The 16,848-nt window shown below is 69.6% G+C and carries 12 protein-coding genes; 6 read left to right on the top strand and 6 right to left on the bottom strand.

Translation table 11 applies throughout. The features are described from left to right. Positions 1-47: 47 nt before the first annotated feature. On the bottom strand, positions 48-692 hold the full coding sequence (locus C3B61_RS04035; protein ID WP_103459629.1) for an acetate uptake transporter: 645 nt from the start codon (positions 690-692) through the stop codon (positions 48-50). Between the two features lie 133 nt (positions 693-825). On the opposite strand from C3B61_RS04035, the gene C3B61_RS04030 reads away from it, so the two are divergent. Continuing rightward, a complete protein-coding gene (locus tag C3B61_RS04030; RefSeq protein ID WP_103459628.1) occupies positions 826-2,055 on the top strand; it encodes a DUF4192 family protein in 1,230 nt (409 codons plus the stop codon). On the opposite strand, the gene C3B61_RS19400 is transcribed toward C3B61_RS04030, so the two are convergent. From C3B61_RS19400 to C3B61_RS04005, 5 genes are all read right to left on the bottom strand, one after another. Beyond that, positions 2,050-2,925, bottom strand: a complete 876-nt coding sequence (locus tag C3B61_RS19400) for a hypothetical protein (RefSeq protein ID WP_133160229.1) — start codon at positions 2,923-2,925, stop codon at positions 2,050-2,052. The genes C3B61_RS04030 and C3B61_RS19400 overlap by 6 nt on opposite strands. Positions 2,926-2,998: 73 nt before the next feature. Beyond that, a complete protein-coding gene (locus C3B61_RS04020) occupies positions 2,999-3,415 on the bottom strand; it encodes a VOC family protein (RefSeq protein ID WP_103459626.1) in 417 nt (138 codons plus the stop codon). Positions 3,416-3,424: 9 nt separating this feature from the next. Beyond that, entirely contained in the window at positions 3,425-3,883 is a 459-nt protein-coding gene (locus C3B61_RS04015) for a helix-turn-helix transcriptional regulator (protein ID WP_103459662.1), read from the bottom strand. Between the two features lie 32 nt (positions 3,884-3,915). Beyond that, entirely contained in the window at positions 3,916-5,340 is a 1,425-nt protein-coding gene (locus tag C3B61_RS04010) for an aspartate aminotransferase family protein (RefSeq protein WP_103459625.1), read from the bottom strand. A 5-nt stretch (positions 5,341-5,345) separates the two neighbouring features. Further along, a complete protein-coding gene (locus C3B61_RS04005) occupies positions 5,346-5,828 on the bottom strand; it encodes an Lrp/AsnC family transcriptional regulator (RefSeq protein ID WP_088455464.1) in 483 nt (160 codons plus the stop codon). Positions 5,829-5,922: 94 nt separating this feature from the next. On the opposite strand from C3B61_RS04005, the gene C3B61_RS04000 reads away from it, so the two are divergent. From C3B61_RS04000 to C3B61_RS03980, 5 genes are all read left to right on the top strand, one after another. Then, the gene (locus C3B61_RS04000; protein ID WP_103459624.1) at positions 5,923-7,350 is read left to right on the top strand and encodes a gamma-aminobutyraldehyde dehydrogenase; all 1,428 of its coding nucleotides are present in this window, start codon (positions 5,923-5,925) and stop codon (positions 7,348-7,350) included. Positions 7,351-7,396: 46 nt separating this feature from the next. Beyond that, positions 7,397-8,434, top strand: a complete 1,038-nt coding sequence (locus C3B61_RS03995) for an FHA domain-containing protein (protein ID WP_103459623.1) — start codon at positions 7,397-7,399, stop codon at positions 8,432-8,434. A 48-nt stretch (positions 8,435-8,482) separates the two neighbouring features. After that, positions 8,483-9,358 carry a PP2C family protein-serine/threonine phosphatase gene (locus tag C3B61_RS03990; RefSeq protein WP_103459622.1) on the top strand — a complete coding sequence of 292 codons (876 nt, stop codon included), beginning with the start codon at positions 8,483-8,485 and terminating at the stop codon, positions 9,356-9,358. Positions 9,359-9,488: 130 nt separating this feature from the next. After that, entirely contained in the window at positions 9,489-10,934 is a 1,446-nt protein-coding gene (locus C3B61_RS03985; RefSeq protein WP_103459621.1) for a serine/threonine-protein kinase, read from the top strand. Further along, the gene (locus tag C3B61_RS03980; RefSeq protein WP_103459620.1) at positions 10,931-16,846 is read left to right on the top strand and encodes an Ig-like domain-containing protein; all 5,916 of its coding nucleotides are present in this window, start codon (positions 10,931-10,933) and stop codon (positions 16,844-16,846) included. Before C3B61_RS03985 ends, C3B61_RS03980 begins: the two co-directional genes overlap by 4 nt. The last annotated feature ends 2 nt before the right edge of the window (positions 16,847-16,848 follow it).

Here is a 16,848-nt window from a genome sequence, read left to right as displayed (position 1 = left end):
CGAGTTTCTGGGGCTTTTCTCACAGTTCGCGAGGGGGAGGGAGTGGGTTACTTGGCGGGCCAGACGGGGAGGACGGCGCGGCCGGCGGTGGAGTTGTAGACCACGGCGAACGAGCCGTACCAGGCCAGCAGTGCGGTGAGGATGCCGAACCAGCCGCCGAGCTGGTGGATCGCGGTGATCCCGGTGTACGCGCCGATGGCCAGCAGCACGAAGGTGATCGAGAGGGCGACGAAGACGATGAAGATCGAGCCGTTGGTCTTCTTGGCGGCCACGGTCATGTAGAGCGTGAAGATCGCCCAGGCCAGCAGGAAGGTGCCCATGCCGGCGGCGCCGGCCTCGACGTTGCCGCCGGTGCTCTCCAGGTACCAGAACGCCAGCCAGAACGCACCGAACGAGGTGAACGCCGTGGCGCCGAAGGTGTTTCCGTTGCGCAGCTCCCAGATGCCGGCAATGACCTGGGCGATGCCGCCGTAGAACAGCGCGAGGCCGAGGACGGCGACGCTGGAGGGAACGATTCCGGTGTTGGACATGCTGAGCACGAAGGTCGTGAGCGCGAACGCGCCCAGGCCGAGGGCGCCGGGATCGGCGAGGGGGCCGTGGGACGGGGCTGCGGGGGCTGCGGACACGGGTGCGGCGGGTGCTGTCGCGGAGACCGCGGGGGCCTCCGGATACGTCGTATTGATCTGATTCATTTGTTTTGAGATTATCAGCCGCACCCGGCCCCACCCCGCCGACCGAGTAGTGCACAGGCCACCGGCCCGGCAGTTTCTGCACAGGTCAGCCGGCGTCCGGTCGCCCTGGCCGGATCCGGCGCACCGTCGATGCATGCAGAAGACAATCGTGAAGACCCCGACTCCCCAGGATTTCCTCGCCCTCGTGCCCCAACTTGTGGGCTTCCACCCCGCCCAAAGCCTGGTGCTCGTCGCGTTCCGCGGCAACCGCACCTGCGGTGCGCTGCGGTTCAACCTCCCCAGCCCCGACGCCGGTCCGCAGGAACTCCGACGCATCGCCGGCGCCCTGCTCGGCACCCTGTGCAAGATTCCCGGCGTTGACGCCCTCGTACCGGTGAGCTACACCGACGAGTCGATCGGCGACGCCCCGGCGACCGACGTGGCCGACCTGCCGCAGGGCGCGTTCCTGCGGGCGATCCTCACCCGCGCCGGCCAGGCCGGCTTCCTGGTGCGCGACGCCCTGTGCGTGGCCGCGGATGGCTGGGCCTCCTACCTGGACGCCGCACCTGACCGTGGCCGGCCACGCCAGCAACCGCTGCGGCATCCGCTCCGCGAAATCGAGGACTCCAGCGTCAGCGAGGGAATCCCAGGCGACGCCCGCCGTGAACTGGGCCGGTTGCACACCGGCGCCGAGTTGCCCAGGGTGGACCTCGCCACCCGGGAACGCTGCGCCAGGCGCCTGGCCCGCTACCAACGGCTCGGCCCCGACCTGGGGCCGGTCCCTGAGCTGATCGAGATGGTCGGCGACATGCTCGACCCTGTCGGCACCGCGGAATCCGCGCTGGGCGTGAACCCCGCCGAGCTCAGCATCGACGAGGCAGCCGCGCTGCTCTTCCTGATTCAGGGTCCGGCCACCCGCGACCAGATGATGCTGCAGTTCGCCTTCGGCGAGGCCGAGGGCCACCGCAGCCTGGCGCTGAACCGGCACTACGCCAGACGGCAGCGGGAGACGGGCCTGAGCATGGACGACGTCGTCGAGGCCGACATGGCGGCCGGCCGGGCCCTGCAGGAAGACTCGCCGACGACCGGGGACCTGATGCTCGGCCTCAGTCGGGACCGGCCGGACCCGGAACGGGTCAGCCGGGGCATCCGGCTGCTCAAGCTGCTCGTGGCGATGGCACCCCGGTCGGCCAGGCCGGCGCCGCTGTGCATGCTGGCCTGGCTGAGCTGGACGCTGGGCCACGGGTCGGCCGCGGGAATCTACATCGACACGGCCCTGGACATCGACGGCGAGTACGGCATGGCACGGCTGCTGTTGCAGCTGATCGGCAGCGGCCACCTGCCGGAGTGGGCCTTCGAGGTGCCCGACGAGAGAGCTCTATAGGCGTTCTCGGTCTCTCACGATTGTGAGAACTTCAGTGTCGGTGAGACGGCTCAAGTGCTCGGCTGCGGGGAACTCGTCAGCCCATTTTCGCGACAAGGGGTTCTTATAGATCAGGAACCAGCCGCACACGCAGACGTAGAGGCCTTCATTGGACCCGACGTTGTGTAGCGTCTGCTCCTCGGCCGTGCCTGAGCGGAGGAGATGCGCCTGGCGGACACGCCGTTCCGCCTCGAACACCACGGTCAGGTCAGGACGTGTCGCGAGCACATCCCGGCCCGCCTGAGTGATGACAGCCCCGTCCTCTCTCTGCTGCGCGTATCCGCGATCGACGAAGTCGGGAACATAGACGAGCGCTTGGCGCGAGCTCGGTACCCGGTAGCTCTCGTTCTGCAGGTCTCGCGAGACCCCCTGATCGTTCCACGCCGTGTCTCGTCTCCGCACTGCCGGACCGTCCAGATCGAGAAGCCACAATTGGCGGCAATAACTTTCCGCGTGAAACCAATCTCCCGCGATGTGGTGCTCGAGCCAGGCGGGGCTTTGGCGATCGAACAAGGAACGGGTGCTCAGTGGCGCGAGTTGAGGAGGCGGCCGGTGCTCTGCTGCGACGGAGGAGTTCAGAGCGCGCCGTCCTCGGGCCGTGAGAATCACTGGTCGAGCGCCGGGAAAGCGTGAATGTGAGCTTGCTTGGCCGGGCTCGAACGAGGACAACCTCACCATTCCCCCGTTGAGAAGAGCTCCCGCAGCGCTGTTGTTTCCGGGGATCCCGTCCCACTGGCTGTAAAACCAGATGACGGGAGCGCCCTCGATCAGAGTGAAAATCGGCTTGCTTTGTGAAATCTGCCACAAAGTGCGCCACTCCAGACTCGTCATGGGGCAACGTCTCGGGTGTGCTCGAAGTGGCGGCCAGATCATGGTCACCATTCTGGCCGAGTCTCCTCGAGGGCTAGGCAGCCGGGGCCTGCGCGATGCGCACGATGTTTCCGGACGGATCCCGGAAGGCGCAATCGCGTGGGCCCCAGGGCTGGTCGGTGGGCTCCTGGAGCACCTCGGCGCCGGACGCACGCACGGTCTCGAACGTCGCGTCGACGTCGTCCGAGCGGAACACGAGCATCGGCAGGACCCCCTTGGTGAGCAGCTCCTGGAGCGCATCGCCGTCGGCCGGCGACCGGCCGGCGTGCGGCTCCGACAGCACGATCTCGAGACCGGGCTGGGCATCGCTGCCGAGCGTGACCCAGCGGAATTTTCCGGACGGCACGTCGCTGCGCACCTCGAGCCCGAGCGCGTCCCGATAGAACGCGATCGCCTCGTCGACATCGTTGACGGTGATGTTGCAGTACTGGAGTGAGATTGTCGTTGTCATGCGACGAATCTAGGCCGCTACCGTCCCGTGCGCTTCTTGGATCCTGCTCGATTCGCGGGCAGTGCCCGGCGGGCGCCGAACCGGGCGGGTGTGAGTCTGGGCGACACAGGCCGGCATGGCCGTCACGGACGCGTGCGTGCGCGCCCGATAGGCGCTCGGAGCCTCGCCGACGATCTCGGCGAACCGGGTGCTGAACGAGCCCAGCGACGTACAGCCGACCCTCATGCAGGCATCCGTGACGCTCGCGCCACCGCGGAGCAACGCCATCGCCCGCTCGATCCGGCGGGTCATCAGGTAGCTGTACGGCGTCTCGCCGTACGCCGCCCGGAACCGGCGGGAAAAGTGCGCGGGCGACATCAGCGCCCGGCGCGCCATGGTGGGGACGTCGAGCGGGTTCGCGTACTCCCGATCGATCAGGTCCCGGGCCCGGCGCAGGCAGGCGAGAATCTCAAGTTCCTGCGGAGTCACCATTTCACGCTAGCACCGGGCCGAGCGACCGGCTAGAGGTGCTTCGGCGCCTCCGACAGCACGCCGTGCAGAATGTCGCCGATCTCGCGGATCTCGGCCGGGCCGATGGTCAGCGGCGGTGCGAGCTGCACGACCGGGTCGCCCCGGTCATCCGCCCGGCAGTACAGCCCCGCCTCGAACAGCGCACCGGACAGGTATCCGCGCAGCAACCGCTCGGACTCCGCGTCGTTGAAGGTCTCCTTGGTGGCCTTGTCCTTGACCAGCTCGATGCCGAAGAAGTACCCCTCGCCGCGCACATCACCCACGATCGGCAGTTCGAGCAGCTTCTCCAGCTCCGCCCTGAACACCGGCGAATTCTCCCGCACGTTCTCGTTGAGCTTCTCCTCCTCGAAAATGTCGAGGTTGGCCAGCGCCACCGCTGCGGACACCGGATGGCCGCCGAAGGTGTAGCCGTGATAGAACGCCGTGTCGCCGTGCTTGAACGGTTCGTAGATGCGGTCGCTGATGATCGTCGCGCCGATCGGAGAGTACCCGCTGGTCATGCCCTTGGCGCAGGTGATCATGTCCGGTTCGATGCCGAAGGTCGTCGAGGCGAACATGTTGCCGATCCGGCCGAACGCCGTGATGACCTCATCGGCCACCAGCAGCACGTCGTAGGTGTCGCAGATCTCGCGCACCCGCTTGAAGTAGCCCGGCGGCGGTGGGAAACAGCCGCCGGAGTTCTGCACGGGCTCCAGGAACACCGCGGCCACGGTCTCCGGCCCCTCGAACTGGATCATCTCTTCGATACGGTTCGCCGCCCACAGGCCGAACGCTTCCACGTCGTCGCCGTGCCCCGAACCCATCTCATCGGCTCGGTAGAAGTTGGTGTTCGGCACCCTGAACCCGCCGGGGGTGACCGGCTCGAACATCTCCTTGAGCGCCGGGATACCCGTGATCGCCAGGGCACCCTGGGTGGTGCCGTGATAGGCGACCGAACGGGAGATCACCTTGTGCTTGGTGGGCCGGCCCTGCAACTTCCAGTAGTACTTGGCCAGCTTGAACGCGGTTTCGACGGCCTCGCCACCGCCGGTGGAGAAGAACACCCGGTTGAGGTCGCCCGGGGCATGCTCGGCCAGCCTGTCGGCGAGCTCGATGGCGCTCGGGTGCGCGTAGGACCAGAGCGGGAAAAACGCGAGTTCCTCGGCCTGCGTTGCGGCCGCCTGGGCGAGGCGTTTGCGGCCGTGACCGGCGTTCACCACGAACAACCCGCTCAGGCCGTCGATGTAGCGCTTGCCGGTGGAGTCCCAAATGTGGTGGCCGAGCCCCTTGGTGATGACGGGAACACCGGCACCGGATTCCAGCACCGACTGGCGGGCGAAGTGCATCCAGAGGTGGTCCTTCGCCTTCTGCTGCAGGTCGGCGTTCTCGGCGTCGGTGTAGACGCGCGGGCCGATGGTGGGCTCTGTGATGGTCATCGCGGTTACCGTGTTCCCCAGTTGTACAACTGTTTGTGAAGCTTGAGGTAGACGAAGGTCTCGGTCGAGGCGACCCCCTCAAGCGCGCGGATCTGTGAATTGAGCAGGGCGATCAGTTCGTCGTCGTTCTCGCAGACGACCTCGGCCAGGATGTCGAAGGAACCTGCGGTGAGCACGACGTAGTCGACGGCGGCGATCGCGGCGAGCTGATCGGCCAGGACCCGGGTGTCTCCGGTGGCGCGGATGCCGATCATGGCCTGCCGGTAGAAGCCCAGCTGCATGGGGTCGGTCACCGCGACGACCTGCATGACCCCGGCCTCGGTGAGTTTCTGCACACGTTGGCGCACCGCGGCCTCGCTCAGACCGACAGCCTTGCCGATCTCGGCGTAGGACCGCCGGCCGTCCACCTGCAGCTGCTCGATGATCTTCTTGGACACATCGTCCAGTTGCGCGGGCCGACCCGCACTGCCGCGTCCATTGCTGCTCATCACCCGATTGTGACAGTGAAGGGGCTATGCGGCAAGTGAATCAGTCGTGAAACACGACTTTCACAACGGATTCCGGGCGGCTAGGCTGACGCGCATGAGCGCGCTACGCAACTTCATCAACGGCGACCACGTCGAGTCCACCTCAGCGACCACCATCGACCTCATCGACCCTGCCACCGAGCAGAGCTACGGCTCCAGCCCGGTGTCGACCGCCGCCGACGTGGATTCGGCCTACCGGGCCGCCGCGGCCGCATTCGAGGGTTGGGGCGAATCCACCCCCGCCGAACGCCAGCTGGCCCTGTTCCGCATCGCCGATGCCGTCGAGGCGCGCGCAGAGGAATTCGCCGACGCGGAATCCCGGGACACCGGCAAACCGCGCAGCACCCTCGTCGACGACGAAATCCTGGTGTCGGTGGACCAGATCCGGTTCTTCGCCGGTGCCGCCAGGGTGCTCGAGGGCAGAAGCGGCGGCGAGTATATGAAGGACCACACCTCTTTCATCCGCCGGGAGCCGATCGGCGTCGTCGGTCAGGTGACACCGTGGAATTACCCGCTGAACATGGCGGTGTGGAAGTTCGCCCCGGCGCTCGCCGCCGGCAACACCACGGTGCTCAAGCCCTCCGACACCACCCCGAGCGCCACCCTGCTGCTGGCGGAAGTGGCTGCGGAGTTCCTGCCGCCGGGCGTGTTCAACGTGGTGATGGGGGATCGCAGCACCGGAGCGGCGATGATCGACCACAAGATCCCGCAACTGGTCTCGATCACCGGTTCGGTGCGCGCCGGCATGGAGGTGGCCAGGGCCGCCGCCACCGACCTCAAACGGGTGCACCTGGAGCTCGGCGGCAAGGCGCCGGTCGTCGTCTTCGACGACGCCGACATCGCGCAGGCCGTTGAGGGCATCAGCGCGGCAGGCTTCTTCAACGCCGGCCAGGACTGCACGGCAGCCACCCGGGTGCTCGTGCAGGCCGGCATCCACGACGAGTTCGTGGCGGCGCTCGCCGCCCACGCCGCCCAGAACGCCCGCACCGGGCCGCCGAGCGAGGCGGGCTTCCTGTTCGGACCGGTGAACAACCGCAACCAGCTGGACCAGGTGACCGGCTTCATCGACCGGCTGCCCGACCACGCCGTGGTCGAGCTCGGCGGCCACCGGCAGGGCAGCACCGGCTATTTCCACGAGGCCACCGTGGTGAGCGGGCTGCGGCAGACCGACGAGGCGGTGCAGCGGGAGATCTTCGGCCCGGTGATCACCGTGCAGAGCTTCACCGATGAAGCCGAGGCCCTGGCCTGGGCCAACGACGTGCAGTACGGGCTGGCCTCGTCGGTGTGGACCTCCAATCATGGGCGGGCCATGCGGATGGCCAAGCGCCTGGACTTCGGCTGCGTCTGGATCAACACCCACATTCCGATCGTCGCCGAGATGCCGCACGGCGGGTTCAAACACTCCGGCTACGGCAAGGACCTGTCAATGTACGGCTTCGAGGACTACACCCGGATCAAGCACGTGATGAGCTACATCGGCTGAGTCGACTCGGCCGTCGGGTTTAGCATCAAAGGAACGAGGGAGCCTGATGCAACTGGGACGGGTCGGCTGCGAGACCGCGCCGTTGGAGAGCGCCGAATGGACGTTCGTGGTGGGCCGCGGGTTCCTGGCCGTTGTGCCCGCCAGCACCGCCAGCCCCGTCGTGGCCGCCCTGCACGCCCTCGCCGCTGAGACCGCCGTCACACTCGAGGCGCTCGTGTCGCTGATCCCGCTTGGCGGTGCTGGAGAACCGGACGCGTTCGCGGTGATCGTGCCGGGCGTCCGCCGCGCCGGCGACGGGACAAACGGAGACGACCCGACGCAAGACGGCATCCCCGTGCACGCCGTCGTGCGTGGAGCCATCGCCGTGGACGTCTTCTCGATCGGGGGATCCCGCCGGTTCACCGACCGCAACATCAGGCCCTGGCTGCTGGCGGAGTTCCAGTCCGTGACCGGGCTGGTGATCGGCTCGCCCCTGGCCGCCGTCGCTCGGTCCGACCGGCTGGCTGCCGGGCGGATGCTCGGCACGGGCATCGACGCCGGCGACACCCTGTTCTGGTCGGTCGCCGGCGAACCGGACGACACCGCTGACACGGTGCTTCGCCCCAGACGGATCGTGGACGACACGGTCGTGCTCGACCGGCGGATGCGAGACCGCGTTGTCGTCGTGGCCGCCGGTGCACCGGCCGTCGAGCCCTCGGACGAACCGGCCGACCCATCCGCCGACGAACCCGCCGACCGGCCGGGGCCCTACGGGTTCAGGTTGGCCACCGGCGAGGTGGTGCGATTGGGCGCGGTGTACCGGATCGGGCGAAGCCCCCGGCCTCGGCGCATCCAGCCCGGTGAGCGGCTGGAGCTGATCGTGGTGGCCTCAGCGACAGCGCTCGTCTCGGCGAATCACCTCGAAATCCGGCAGGACGGCGACGCCGTCGTCGTCACCGACCTCGGTTCGACGAACGGCACACTGGTTCATTTTCCCCTCGGTCGCACCCAGCGGTTGCGCTTCGGAGCCTCGCTCACGGTGTTGCCCGGTACAACGGTGGACATCGGGGACGGTAACCTGATCGAGATACTGCCAGCGGACTGACCGTCGTTCGCTGCGTTGCCGCACGTTTGTATTCGGAAGGCACCACCCGTGACCCAGATAGGTCAAGGCTCACCCAGCCACACGATCGCGCTCCCCGCGGTGAAGAAATCCGTCACCCTGGCCTGGTCCGCGCTCACCGACGTTGGTCATCGCCGCGAAGTCAATGAAGACAGCCTGGTAACCCGATCACCCATTTTTGCGGTGGCCGACGGCATGGGCGGCCACTCCGCCGGCGATGTCGCCAGCAAGGCCGTGGTGACCCGGCTCGCCGAACTGGGCAGCGACGCTGATACGACGGCAGAGGCCATCAACCGGGCCCTCGCCCTCGCCGTTGACGACATGAAGGCCGGCGAAGGCGTCACCGACCTGGGCACCGGCACCACCGTCACCGGCGTTGCCGTGGCCATCGTCTCGGATGCCCCGCAGTTCATCGCGTACAACATCGGCGACTCGCGGGTCTACCAGCTCAGCTCCGGAGTCCTGGAGCAGGTGACGGTCGACCATTCGGTGGTGCAGGAGCTCGTCGACGCGGGCCGGATCACCCGTGAGGAAGCGGATGTGCATCCGCACGGAAATGTCATCACCCGGGCCGTCGGATTCCACGAACCACCGGTGCCCGACTATCGCATCCTGCCGCTGACGGCGGGCCAGCGCATCCTGGTCTGTTCGGACGGGCTCACCAAGGAGCTGACCGCATACGGCATCCGGCATTTTCTGCTGTCGAACCCGAAGGCCGAGGACGCCGTCGCGGCCCTGGTGACCGCGGCGCTGGAGAACGGCGGCCGCGACAACGTGACCGCGATAGTCCTGGACGTGCTCAGCGTCGACGATCTCGACGGTATTCATGACGAGAGTGTTCATGACGCCGATGTTCATGACGCCGATGTTCATGACGACTCGGCCGACGCCGCTGCCGGGGCCTGAGGACCCGCAGCCGTAGAATTGTGCAAGGTCGTCGATACCCGTGACGACGACCACATCCTGCGATCAGGCAGGGCAAGCAGGCAATCCGGTCGGTTCCTTCGACCGTTCGAGACGATTCACGGGAGGCGCCATGGCGGTAAGACTGCCGTCGACGCCCCCGGCCCTGCCGGGGTTCTCCTACCTGAGGCCGTTGGGTGCCGGTGGCTTCGCCGATGTGTTCCTGTACGAACAGAACCTGCCGCGGCGCCAGGTGGCCGTCAAGGTGCTCCTCGCCGAGGTGGTCAGCGACCCGGTCCGGCGTCTGTTCCAGGCCGAGGCGAACCTGATGGCTCAACTGTCGGCCCACCCGTCGGTGCTCACGGTGTTCCAGGCCGGGGTGTCCGCCGACGGCCGCCCGTTCCTGGTGATGGAGTACTGCTCCAACGCCCTCGACCAGCGCTACCGGTCGGGCCGCCTGCCGGTGTCCGAACTGCTCCGGATCGGGGTGACCATCGCCAGCGCCGTGGAGACCGCCCATCGGGCCGGCGTGCTGCACCGGGACATCAAGCCGTCGAACATCCTGATCACCGCGTACGGGCATCCGGTGCTGTCCGACTTCGGCATTGCGGCCACCCTCGGTGAGGCGGAGGAGAGCGACCAGGTCGGACTCTCGATCCCGTGGTCGGCGCCCGAAGTGCTGTTCGACGAGAGCCCGGGCTCGGTAGCCGCCGAGGTCTGGTCACTCGGGGCGACGCTCTACACGCTGCTGGCCGGCCGGTCGCCGTTCGAACTACCCGGCGATCGCAACGGGCCCGCCCAGCTGATGGCCCGCATCCAGAAGACGGCGCTGCCGCCCATCGGTCGGCCCGACGTGCCGGAGCGCCTGGAGCTGGTGCTGGCCCGGGCCCTCTCCAAACGCCCCGAGCGGCGCCAGGCCAGTGCGCTCGAGCTGATCCGGGAGCTGCAGGCCGTGGAGGCCGAGCTCGGGCTCGCCCAGACTCCGCTCGAGCTCGCGACGGCCGAGTGGGAAGCCCAGGCCGCCGGGGACGCTGACGATCAGACCCGCATCACCGGCCTGGTCTCCGTGGACGCCCAGCCGGCCCGCCGCCAACGTCGGGAGCCGGGCGCCGCCCGCACCGCTGCTGCGTCGACCCGCGCCGAAGCACCCCGCGCCGACCGGCCACGCCCCGCCCAACGGCGGCGCACTCTCGCGGCCGTCATCGCCGGCGGCCTGCTGGTGGTCGGGCTCGGCGTCGTCGCCGGCGCCCTGCTGCTCGGCCCGGTGCTCTCCGGCGCTCCCGCGAGCCCGGGGGACTCCGCGCTGCCGCGGGTCAGCGATGTCACCGGCCGCGCGGGCGATGGCACCATTGTGTTCAGCTGGGCCGACCCGGGCCTGCGCGACAGTGACAGCTACGTGGTCAGCCTGCGGAGCGGCGAGAGCAGCATCCAGCGCGGCACCCAGTTCACGGTCCAGACCGACACCGCGCCGAGCGCTGCCCGGACGCCGGTCTGCGTCACCGTGAGCGTGAACCGCGACGGACGCACCGGCGCCGCCAGCACCGAGAAGTGCGTCGACCCGGCAACGGGAGCGCAATGATCCGCCGTTGGCTGGCCACGCACCGCTCCCTCGCCGCCTCGATCACCGGCGGAACCCTGGTCACCGCCCTGGTGGTCACCGTCGCGGTGGTCTCCGGCGGCTACACCGCGCAGAAAGTCGACCTGGGTGACGCCGCCGTGTGGGTGGCCAGCGAAACCCGGCAGCTGGTGGGCAGAGTCAACACCGAGATCGCCGAACTGAACACCGTGGTTCCCGTCGAATCCGACCGCACCTCCGTGGTGCAGCACGGCGGGACAGTGCTCGTGGTCGACGCCGGCAACGGCACCCTGGACATCCTCGACCCGGCCACCGCGACGGTCACCGACAGTGTGGCGCTGCCGCCGGATGCCCCCGAGGTGCGTCTGGCGGGCGACCTCGCCGCGATCTCGGCCGACGGTGACCTCTGGCGGGCGAACAGCGCCGACCTGGCGACTTTCGACAGCACCACAGATCCCGCCCTCGCGCTGGGCACCGGGACCCTGTTCAGCCTCGACGCCGCCGGAGTCCTGTTCGCGTTCACCCCGGCCACGCAGACCCTCGTGCGGATCGACCCCGACCACCCGGAGGCCGTCGCCGAGACGAGGACGGTGTCGGCCGGGGACCCCTCAGACGTCTACCAGCTCAGCCAGGTGAACGGCAGCTGGGCGCTGCTGAACACGACTACCGGCATCCTGCACCTACCCCAACGCGCCGTCGACCTCACCGGCAGCCTCACTGACCTGCCCAGACTGCAGGAGCCGGCGACGGCCGGCGACAGGGTTCTGATCTCGCACCGCAGCGGTCTGCTCAGCGTGCCGCTCGACCGTGGGGCTGCCACCGAGCTCCTGGCCGACCAGTCTGTCGCCGGCAGCCCGGCCGCGCCCGCCCAGGACGGTCGATGTGCCTACGCGGCGTGGGCGGACGGCACCGCCTGGCAGGCCTGCGGCATCGGTTCGCCGGCTGGAACCACCGCAACCCTGGCCGGCCTCGCGGGCGACGCGCGCCTGGAATACCGGCAGAACGGCACCCGGCTGCTGCTCAACGACGCCCGCAACGGCGCCACCTGGAACGTGCAGCGGGACAACGAACTCATCGACAACTGGGATGACCTCATCGACCCGGTCTCCGACCAGCAGGAGGTGACCAGCGCCACCGAGGACACCCCGCCGGACTACGAGGACACCCAGCTGCCGCCGGTCGCGATCGACGACGCGTTCGGCGCCCGCCCCGGCCGTACGGTCACCCTGCCGGCGCTTCTGAACGACTACGACCCCAACGACGACGTGCTGGTCATCGACGGTGTGGAACCGCCGCCGGCCGATCAGGGCCGCATCGACCTGGTCGCCGGCAATCAGCAGCTGCAGCTCACCCTCACCCCGGAGGCGTCCGGCAGCCTCAGCTTCGACTACACGGTCAGTGACGGACGCGGCGGCACCGCCGACGCCACCGTCACGGTCACGGTCCGCAGCCCGGACGAAAACTCCGCCCCCGCACAGGCCCGCCAGACCCGGGCCACCGTCGCGGCCGGCGGCAGCGTGGAGACCCAGGTGCTCGGCGACTGGATCGACCCGGACGGTGACCCGTTCTACCTCACCGCGGCCACCGCCGCGGCCCCGGACACCGCGACCTCGACGCCGGCCGGCGCCGTGCTGTTCACGGATGCCGGCGACGGCGGCGACGCCGCCCAGGTCGGCCTCGCCGTCTCGGACGGCAGCCTCACCGGCGCGGGGACCCTGGACGTGACGGTGCGTGCGGCCGGGACCGTGCCCATCGTCGCCGACGCGTTCGCCGTGCGCACCACGGCGGGCAGCGAGGTCACCGTCGCTCCGCTGGAGCACGCCCGCGGCGGCAATGGTCCGCTCCGCCTGGGCGCTGTGCCAGACAAGCCCGGTGTCAGCATCACGGCGGATTTCGCCGGCGGAACCTTCAGGTTCGCCAGCGACACCGTCGGCGTGCACTACCTGGACTACGCGGTGACCGACGGCGCGACCACCGTGACCGGGCTGATCCGGGTCGACGTCGACCCCGACCCTGACAGCCCCGGCCGGCCCATCACGGTGCCGCATACCGCCTTCCTGCGCCCGCAGCAGCCCACCGTCATCGACGTGCTCGCAACCGACATCGATCCGGCCGGGGGAGTGCTGCTGGTCACCGGAAGCTCCAACGTGCCCGCCGGCAGCGGACTGACCGTCGAGATCCTCGACCAGCACTTCCTGAGGGTCACCCTGACCCGCCCGCTCGAGTCGGGCACGACCAGCTTCGACTACACGGTGAGCAACGGCCTGGCCTCGGCCACCGGCACCGTCACGGTGATCGAGATCCCCGCGGCGACCACCAGACAGCCGCCCGTCGCGGCGGCAGACTCGGTGTCGGTCCGGGTCGGCGACACCATCGACATCCCCGTGCTCGCCAACGACGAACACCCCGACGGCGACCCTCTTACTCTCGACCCCGTGCTCTCGACCCCGCTGCCCGCCGGCGCCGGGCTGCTCTTCGCCTCCGGCCGGGTGTTGCGCTACCTCGCCCCGGCCAGCACCGGCAACTTCACCGCCGTGTACAGGGTGAGCGCCCCTGACGGGCAGTTCGCCAACGCCGAGGTGCGCATCTCGGTGCGGGAGACCGACGCCGCCACCAACAACCCGCCGCTGCCGCCCACCGTCACCGCCCGGGTACTGGCGGGTGACACCGTGCGCATCCAGATCCCTCGCACCGGGATCGACCCCGACGGTGACTCCGTGCAGCTGCTCGGCCAGGAGACCAACCCCGAGAAGGGCACCGTCACCGCCGTCGACGCCGACTCGCTCAGCTACCGGGCCGGCGACTACTCAGCGGGCACCGACACCTTCAGCTACGCCGTCATCGACGCCCTCGGCGCCCGTGCCACCGGCACCGTGCGGGTGGGCATCAGCCCGCGCCCGGACGGGGCCCGCAACCCGGTCGCCGTGCCGGATGAGGTGACCGTGCGGCCCGGTTCCCGGGTGTCGGTGCGGGTGCTCGGCAACGACTCCGACCCCGACGGCGGCGCACTGAGCATCACCGCGGTCGAGGCGACTGACGGTGCCGCGAGCGGGGCCGCCGGCACCGCCGTCGTCGACGGTGACCTCGTCGTGGTGCGCGCCCCGAACGTCAGCGGCCGGTATGGCTTCGTCTATCAGATCCAGAACGAGCGCGGCGGCACCGGCTCCGCCTTCCTCACCGTCGTCGTGACCCCGGACGCCCCCCGGGCCCACCCCGAGGCCGCCGACACCCGGTTGAGGCTCTCCGATGTGCTGGGCCGGGACACCGTCGACGTCGACGTGCTCGCCAGGGTGTTCTTCGCCGAAGGGCCGGCCAGGGACCTGTTGCTGGCCGTCCTGCCCGGCTACGACGGCGCGGCGACGGTCACCGACACCGCCCAGATCCGCGTGTCCGTCGCCAAGACCAGCCAGATCATCCCGTTCAGCGTCAGCCACCCCCAAGACCCCGAGATCATCGCCTACGCGTTCGTCTGGGTACCGGGAACCGACGACGCCCTCCCGCAGCTGCGGGCCGGGGCCGCCAAACTCGTCGTGGCCAGCGAGGCCACCATCAACATCGACATCAACGACTACGTCGTCGCCGTCGGCGACACGCCCGTGCAACTGACCGACCGCAACACCGTGCGTGCCACGCACGCCAACGGCGCCGAACTCGCAACGGGTGCCCATACCCTCGCGTTCACCAGCGCGGACCAGTATTTCGGGCCCGCCTCCATCTCCTTCGAGGTGACCGACGGCGCCAGCGCGACCGACCCCGCCGGACGCACTGCCACGATAGTGCTGCCGATCACCGTGACACCGCGGGAGAACCAGCCGCCCGCATTCGACGGGGCGGGAATCGACTTCGAACCCGGCCAGAAGAAAGTCATCGACCTGGCCAAGCTCACCTCCTACCCCTACCCGGAGGACCGCGACGAACTCGCCTTCACTGTGCTCGACCCGGTGCCGACCGGCTTCGAGCAGACGCTGAACGGCAGCCTGCTCACCGTGACCGCTCTGGACGGCACCCCGAAGGGCAGCACCAGCGCGGTCACGATCGGGGTGCGCGACGACCTCAGCACCGGAAAGGCCGGGCGCGTCGAACTGAAGGTCGTGGCCTCCACCAGACCCCTCGCGCTGCCGGCCACGGATGCGGCCATCGCGCCCCGCGGGCGCAGCACCGTCATCGATGTGCTCGCCAACGACGGCGCCACCAACCCGTTCCCCGCGGTCCCACTGCGCGTGCTCGCGGTACGCGGGCTGGATGCGGCCGCACTGCCCGCCGGGGTGACGATCACCCCCAGCGCCGACAACAGCAGGCTCACCGTGCGGGTGTCCGCCGACGCGCAGCCCACTGACAGCACCCTGCAGTACCAGGTCGCTGACGCCACCAACGACCCCGACCGGTACACCTGGGGCACCGTGCGGGTATCGGTGCAGGACGTTCCCGACGCCGTCACCGGGCTGCGGGCCACGGGCTTCGCCGACGGGCGCGTCACCGTGGTCTTCAACCCCGGCGCCGCCAACAACTCGCCCATCTCCGGCTACCAGGTGACCACCCTCGACGCCGCCTCCGGCCGCACCCTCGGCAGCACAGTGTGCGCGGCCACTTCCTGCACCCTCGCCACACCCGGCAACGGGCAGGCCAACGCCGTGCGCGTCAGCGTCGCCGCGCAGAACGGCGTCGGCACAGCGACGGCAGTCACCCTCGCCGCCACGGTCTGGTCCGACGTGATCCCGGCCGCACCCACCGGGCTCACCGCCGTGCCCGAAGACGGTGCCCTGCTGCTCGGCTGGGACCTCGTGGCGGCGACGGGCGGCGGCACCGCCATCCGCGGCTACCAGGTCAGTGTCGCCGGGGTCGCCCAACCCGAGGTGAGCGCCACCGGAGCCCGCTGCGCGGCCGCCCGCTGCACCCTGCGCGTAGACGGCCTGGCCAACGGGACCAGCATTGGCTACACCGTCAGTGCCCGCAACGACGCCTACCCCGCCCTGTCGAGCTGGAACACCACCGCCGCCACCGGAACGCCGTACGGTGCGGCGGTCGCCGGCGGGATCACCGCGACGGCGACCGATGTCAGCGGCGCCGTCACCGTGACCTGGGACGGTTTCGCCGATCGCGGCGACGCCGTCGCGGGCTACTTCGTGCAGCGGATCAGCGGCGGCGGGCAGCCCACCGGCGCGCAGGCCTGCTCGGTGTCGAGCCCCGCGCCCGGCACCGTCACGGCACCCCGCGCCGGCGGGGTGGTGCTCGACCAGAAGAGTGTGCCGGCCGGCGGGCGCAGCGCCGTGTTCGACGGCCTGCTCGCCGACGATGGCAGTTACTCATTCGTGGTCTGGGGGTACAACCGGGCCGGTTGCGCGGCGACCGCCGTTGCCACGGTCCTGGTGCGGCCCGCTCCCGGCGCGATCAGCCAGGTGCAGGGTGCGATGGAGCAGCAGGGTGACGCCTGGGACTACCACCTCACCGGGGTGACCCCGTCAGCCGGTGTCGACCACTACAACATCCGAGCCGCGGATGGCTCCGGCTCGGTACAGCGCTTCGGCGGCAGCACCTGGCCGCGCGACCTGCTCGGCCTGCCGTTCGGCTCCGCGGTGGCCTTCCAGCTGCAGGCCTGCACGGTGTGGGGCTCCTGCGGGCCGTGGTCGGGCACCACCACCGCGCCGGAGGCATCCGTCACCTTCACCGTGACCGGACTGGCCTACGACGGCCCGTCCGGCCGGTTCTCCTGGACCGGCGCGCCGCAGAACGGCACCCTCGCGGCGACCTTCGCGTGCGCGGTCGCCGGATCGGCGTCGACTCCGGCCGACAGCGCCACCACCTGCACCCTGCCCGGCCCGCTGCCCGAATCCGGCACAGTGCTGCTCACCGTGACAGTGGACGGCCACACCTTCGACTACTCCCGCCCGATCCCGAAGAAAGCGATCACCCCATGACC

It is taken from the genome of Cryobacterium zongtaii (assembly GCF_002909375.1).
GTDB classification, from domain to species: domain Bacteria; phylum Actinomycetota; class Actinomycetes; order Actinomycetales; family Microbacteriaceae; genus Cryobacterium; species Cryobacterium zongtaii.
The sequence above is the reverse complement of the archived record's forward strand: the minus strand, read 5'-3'. Positions and strand labels throughout refer to the sequence as shown.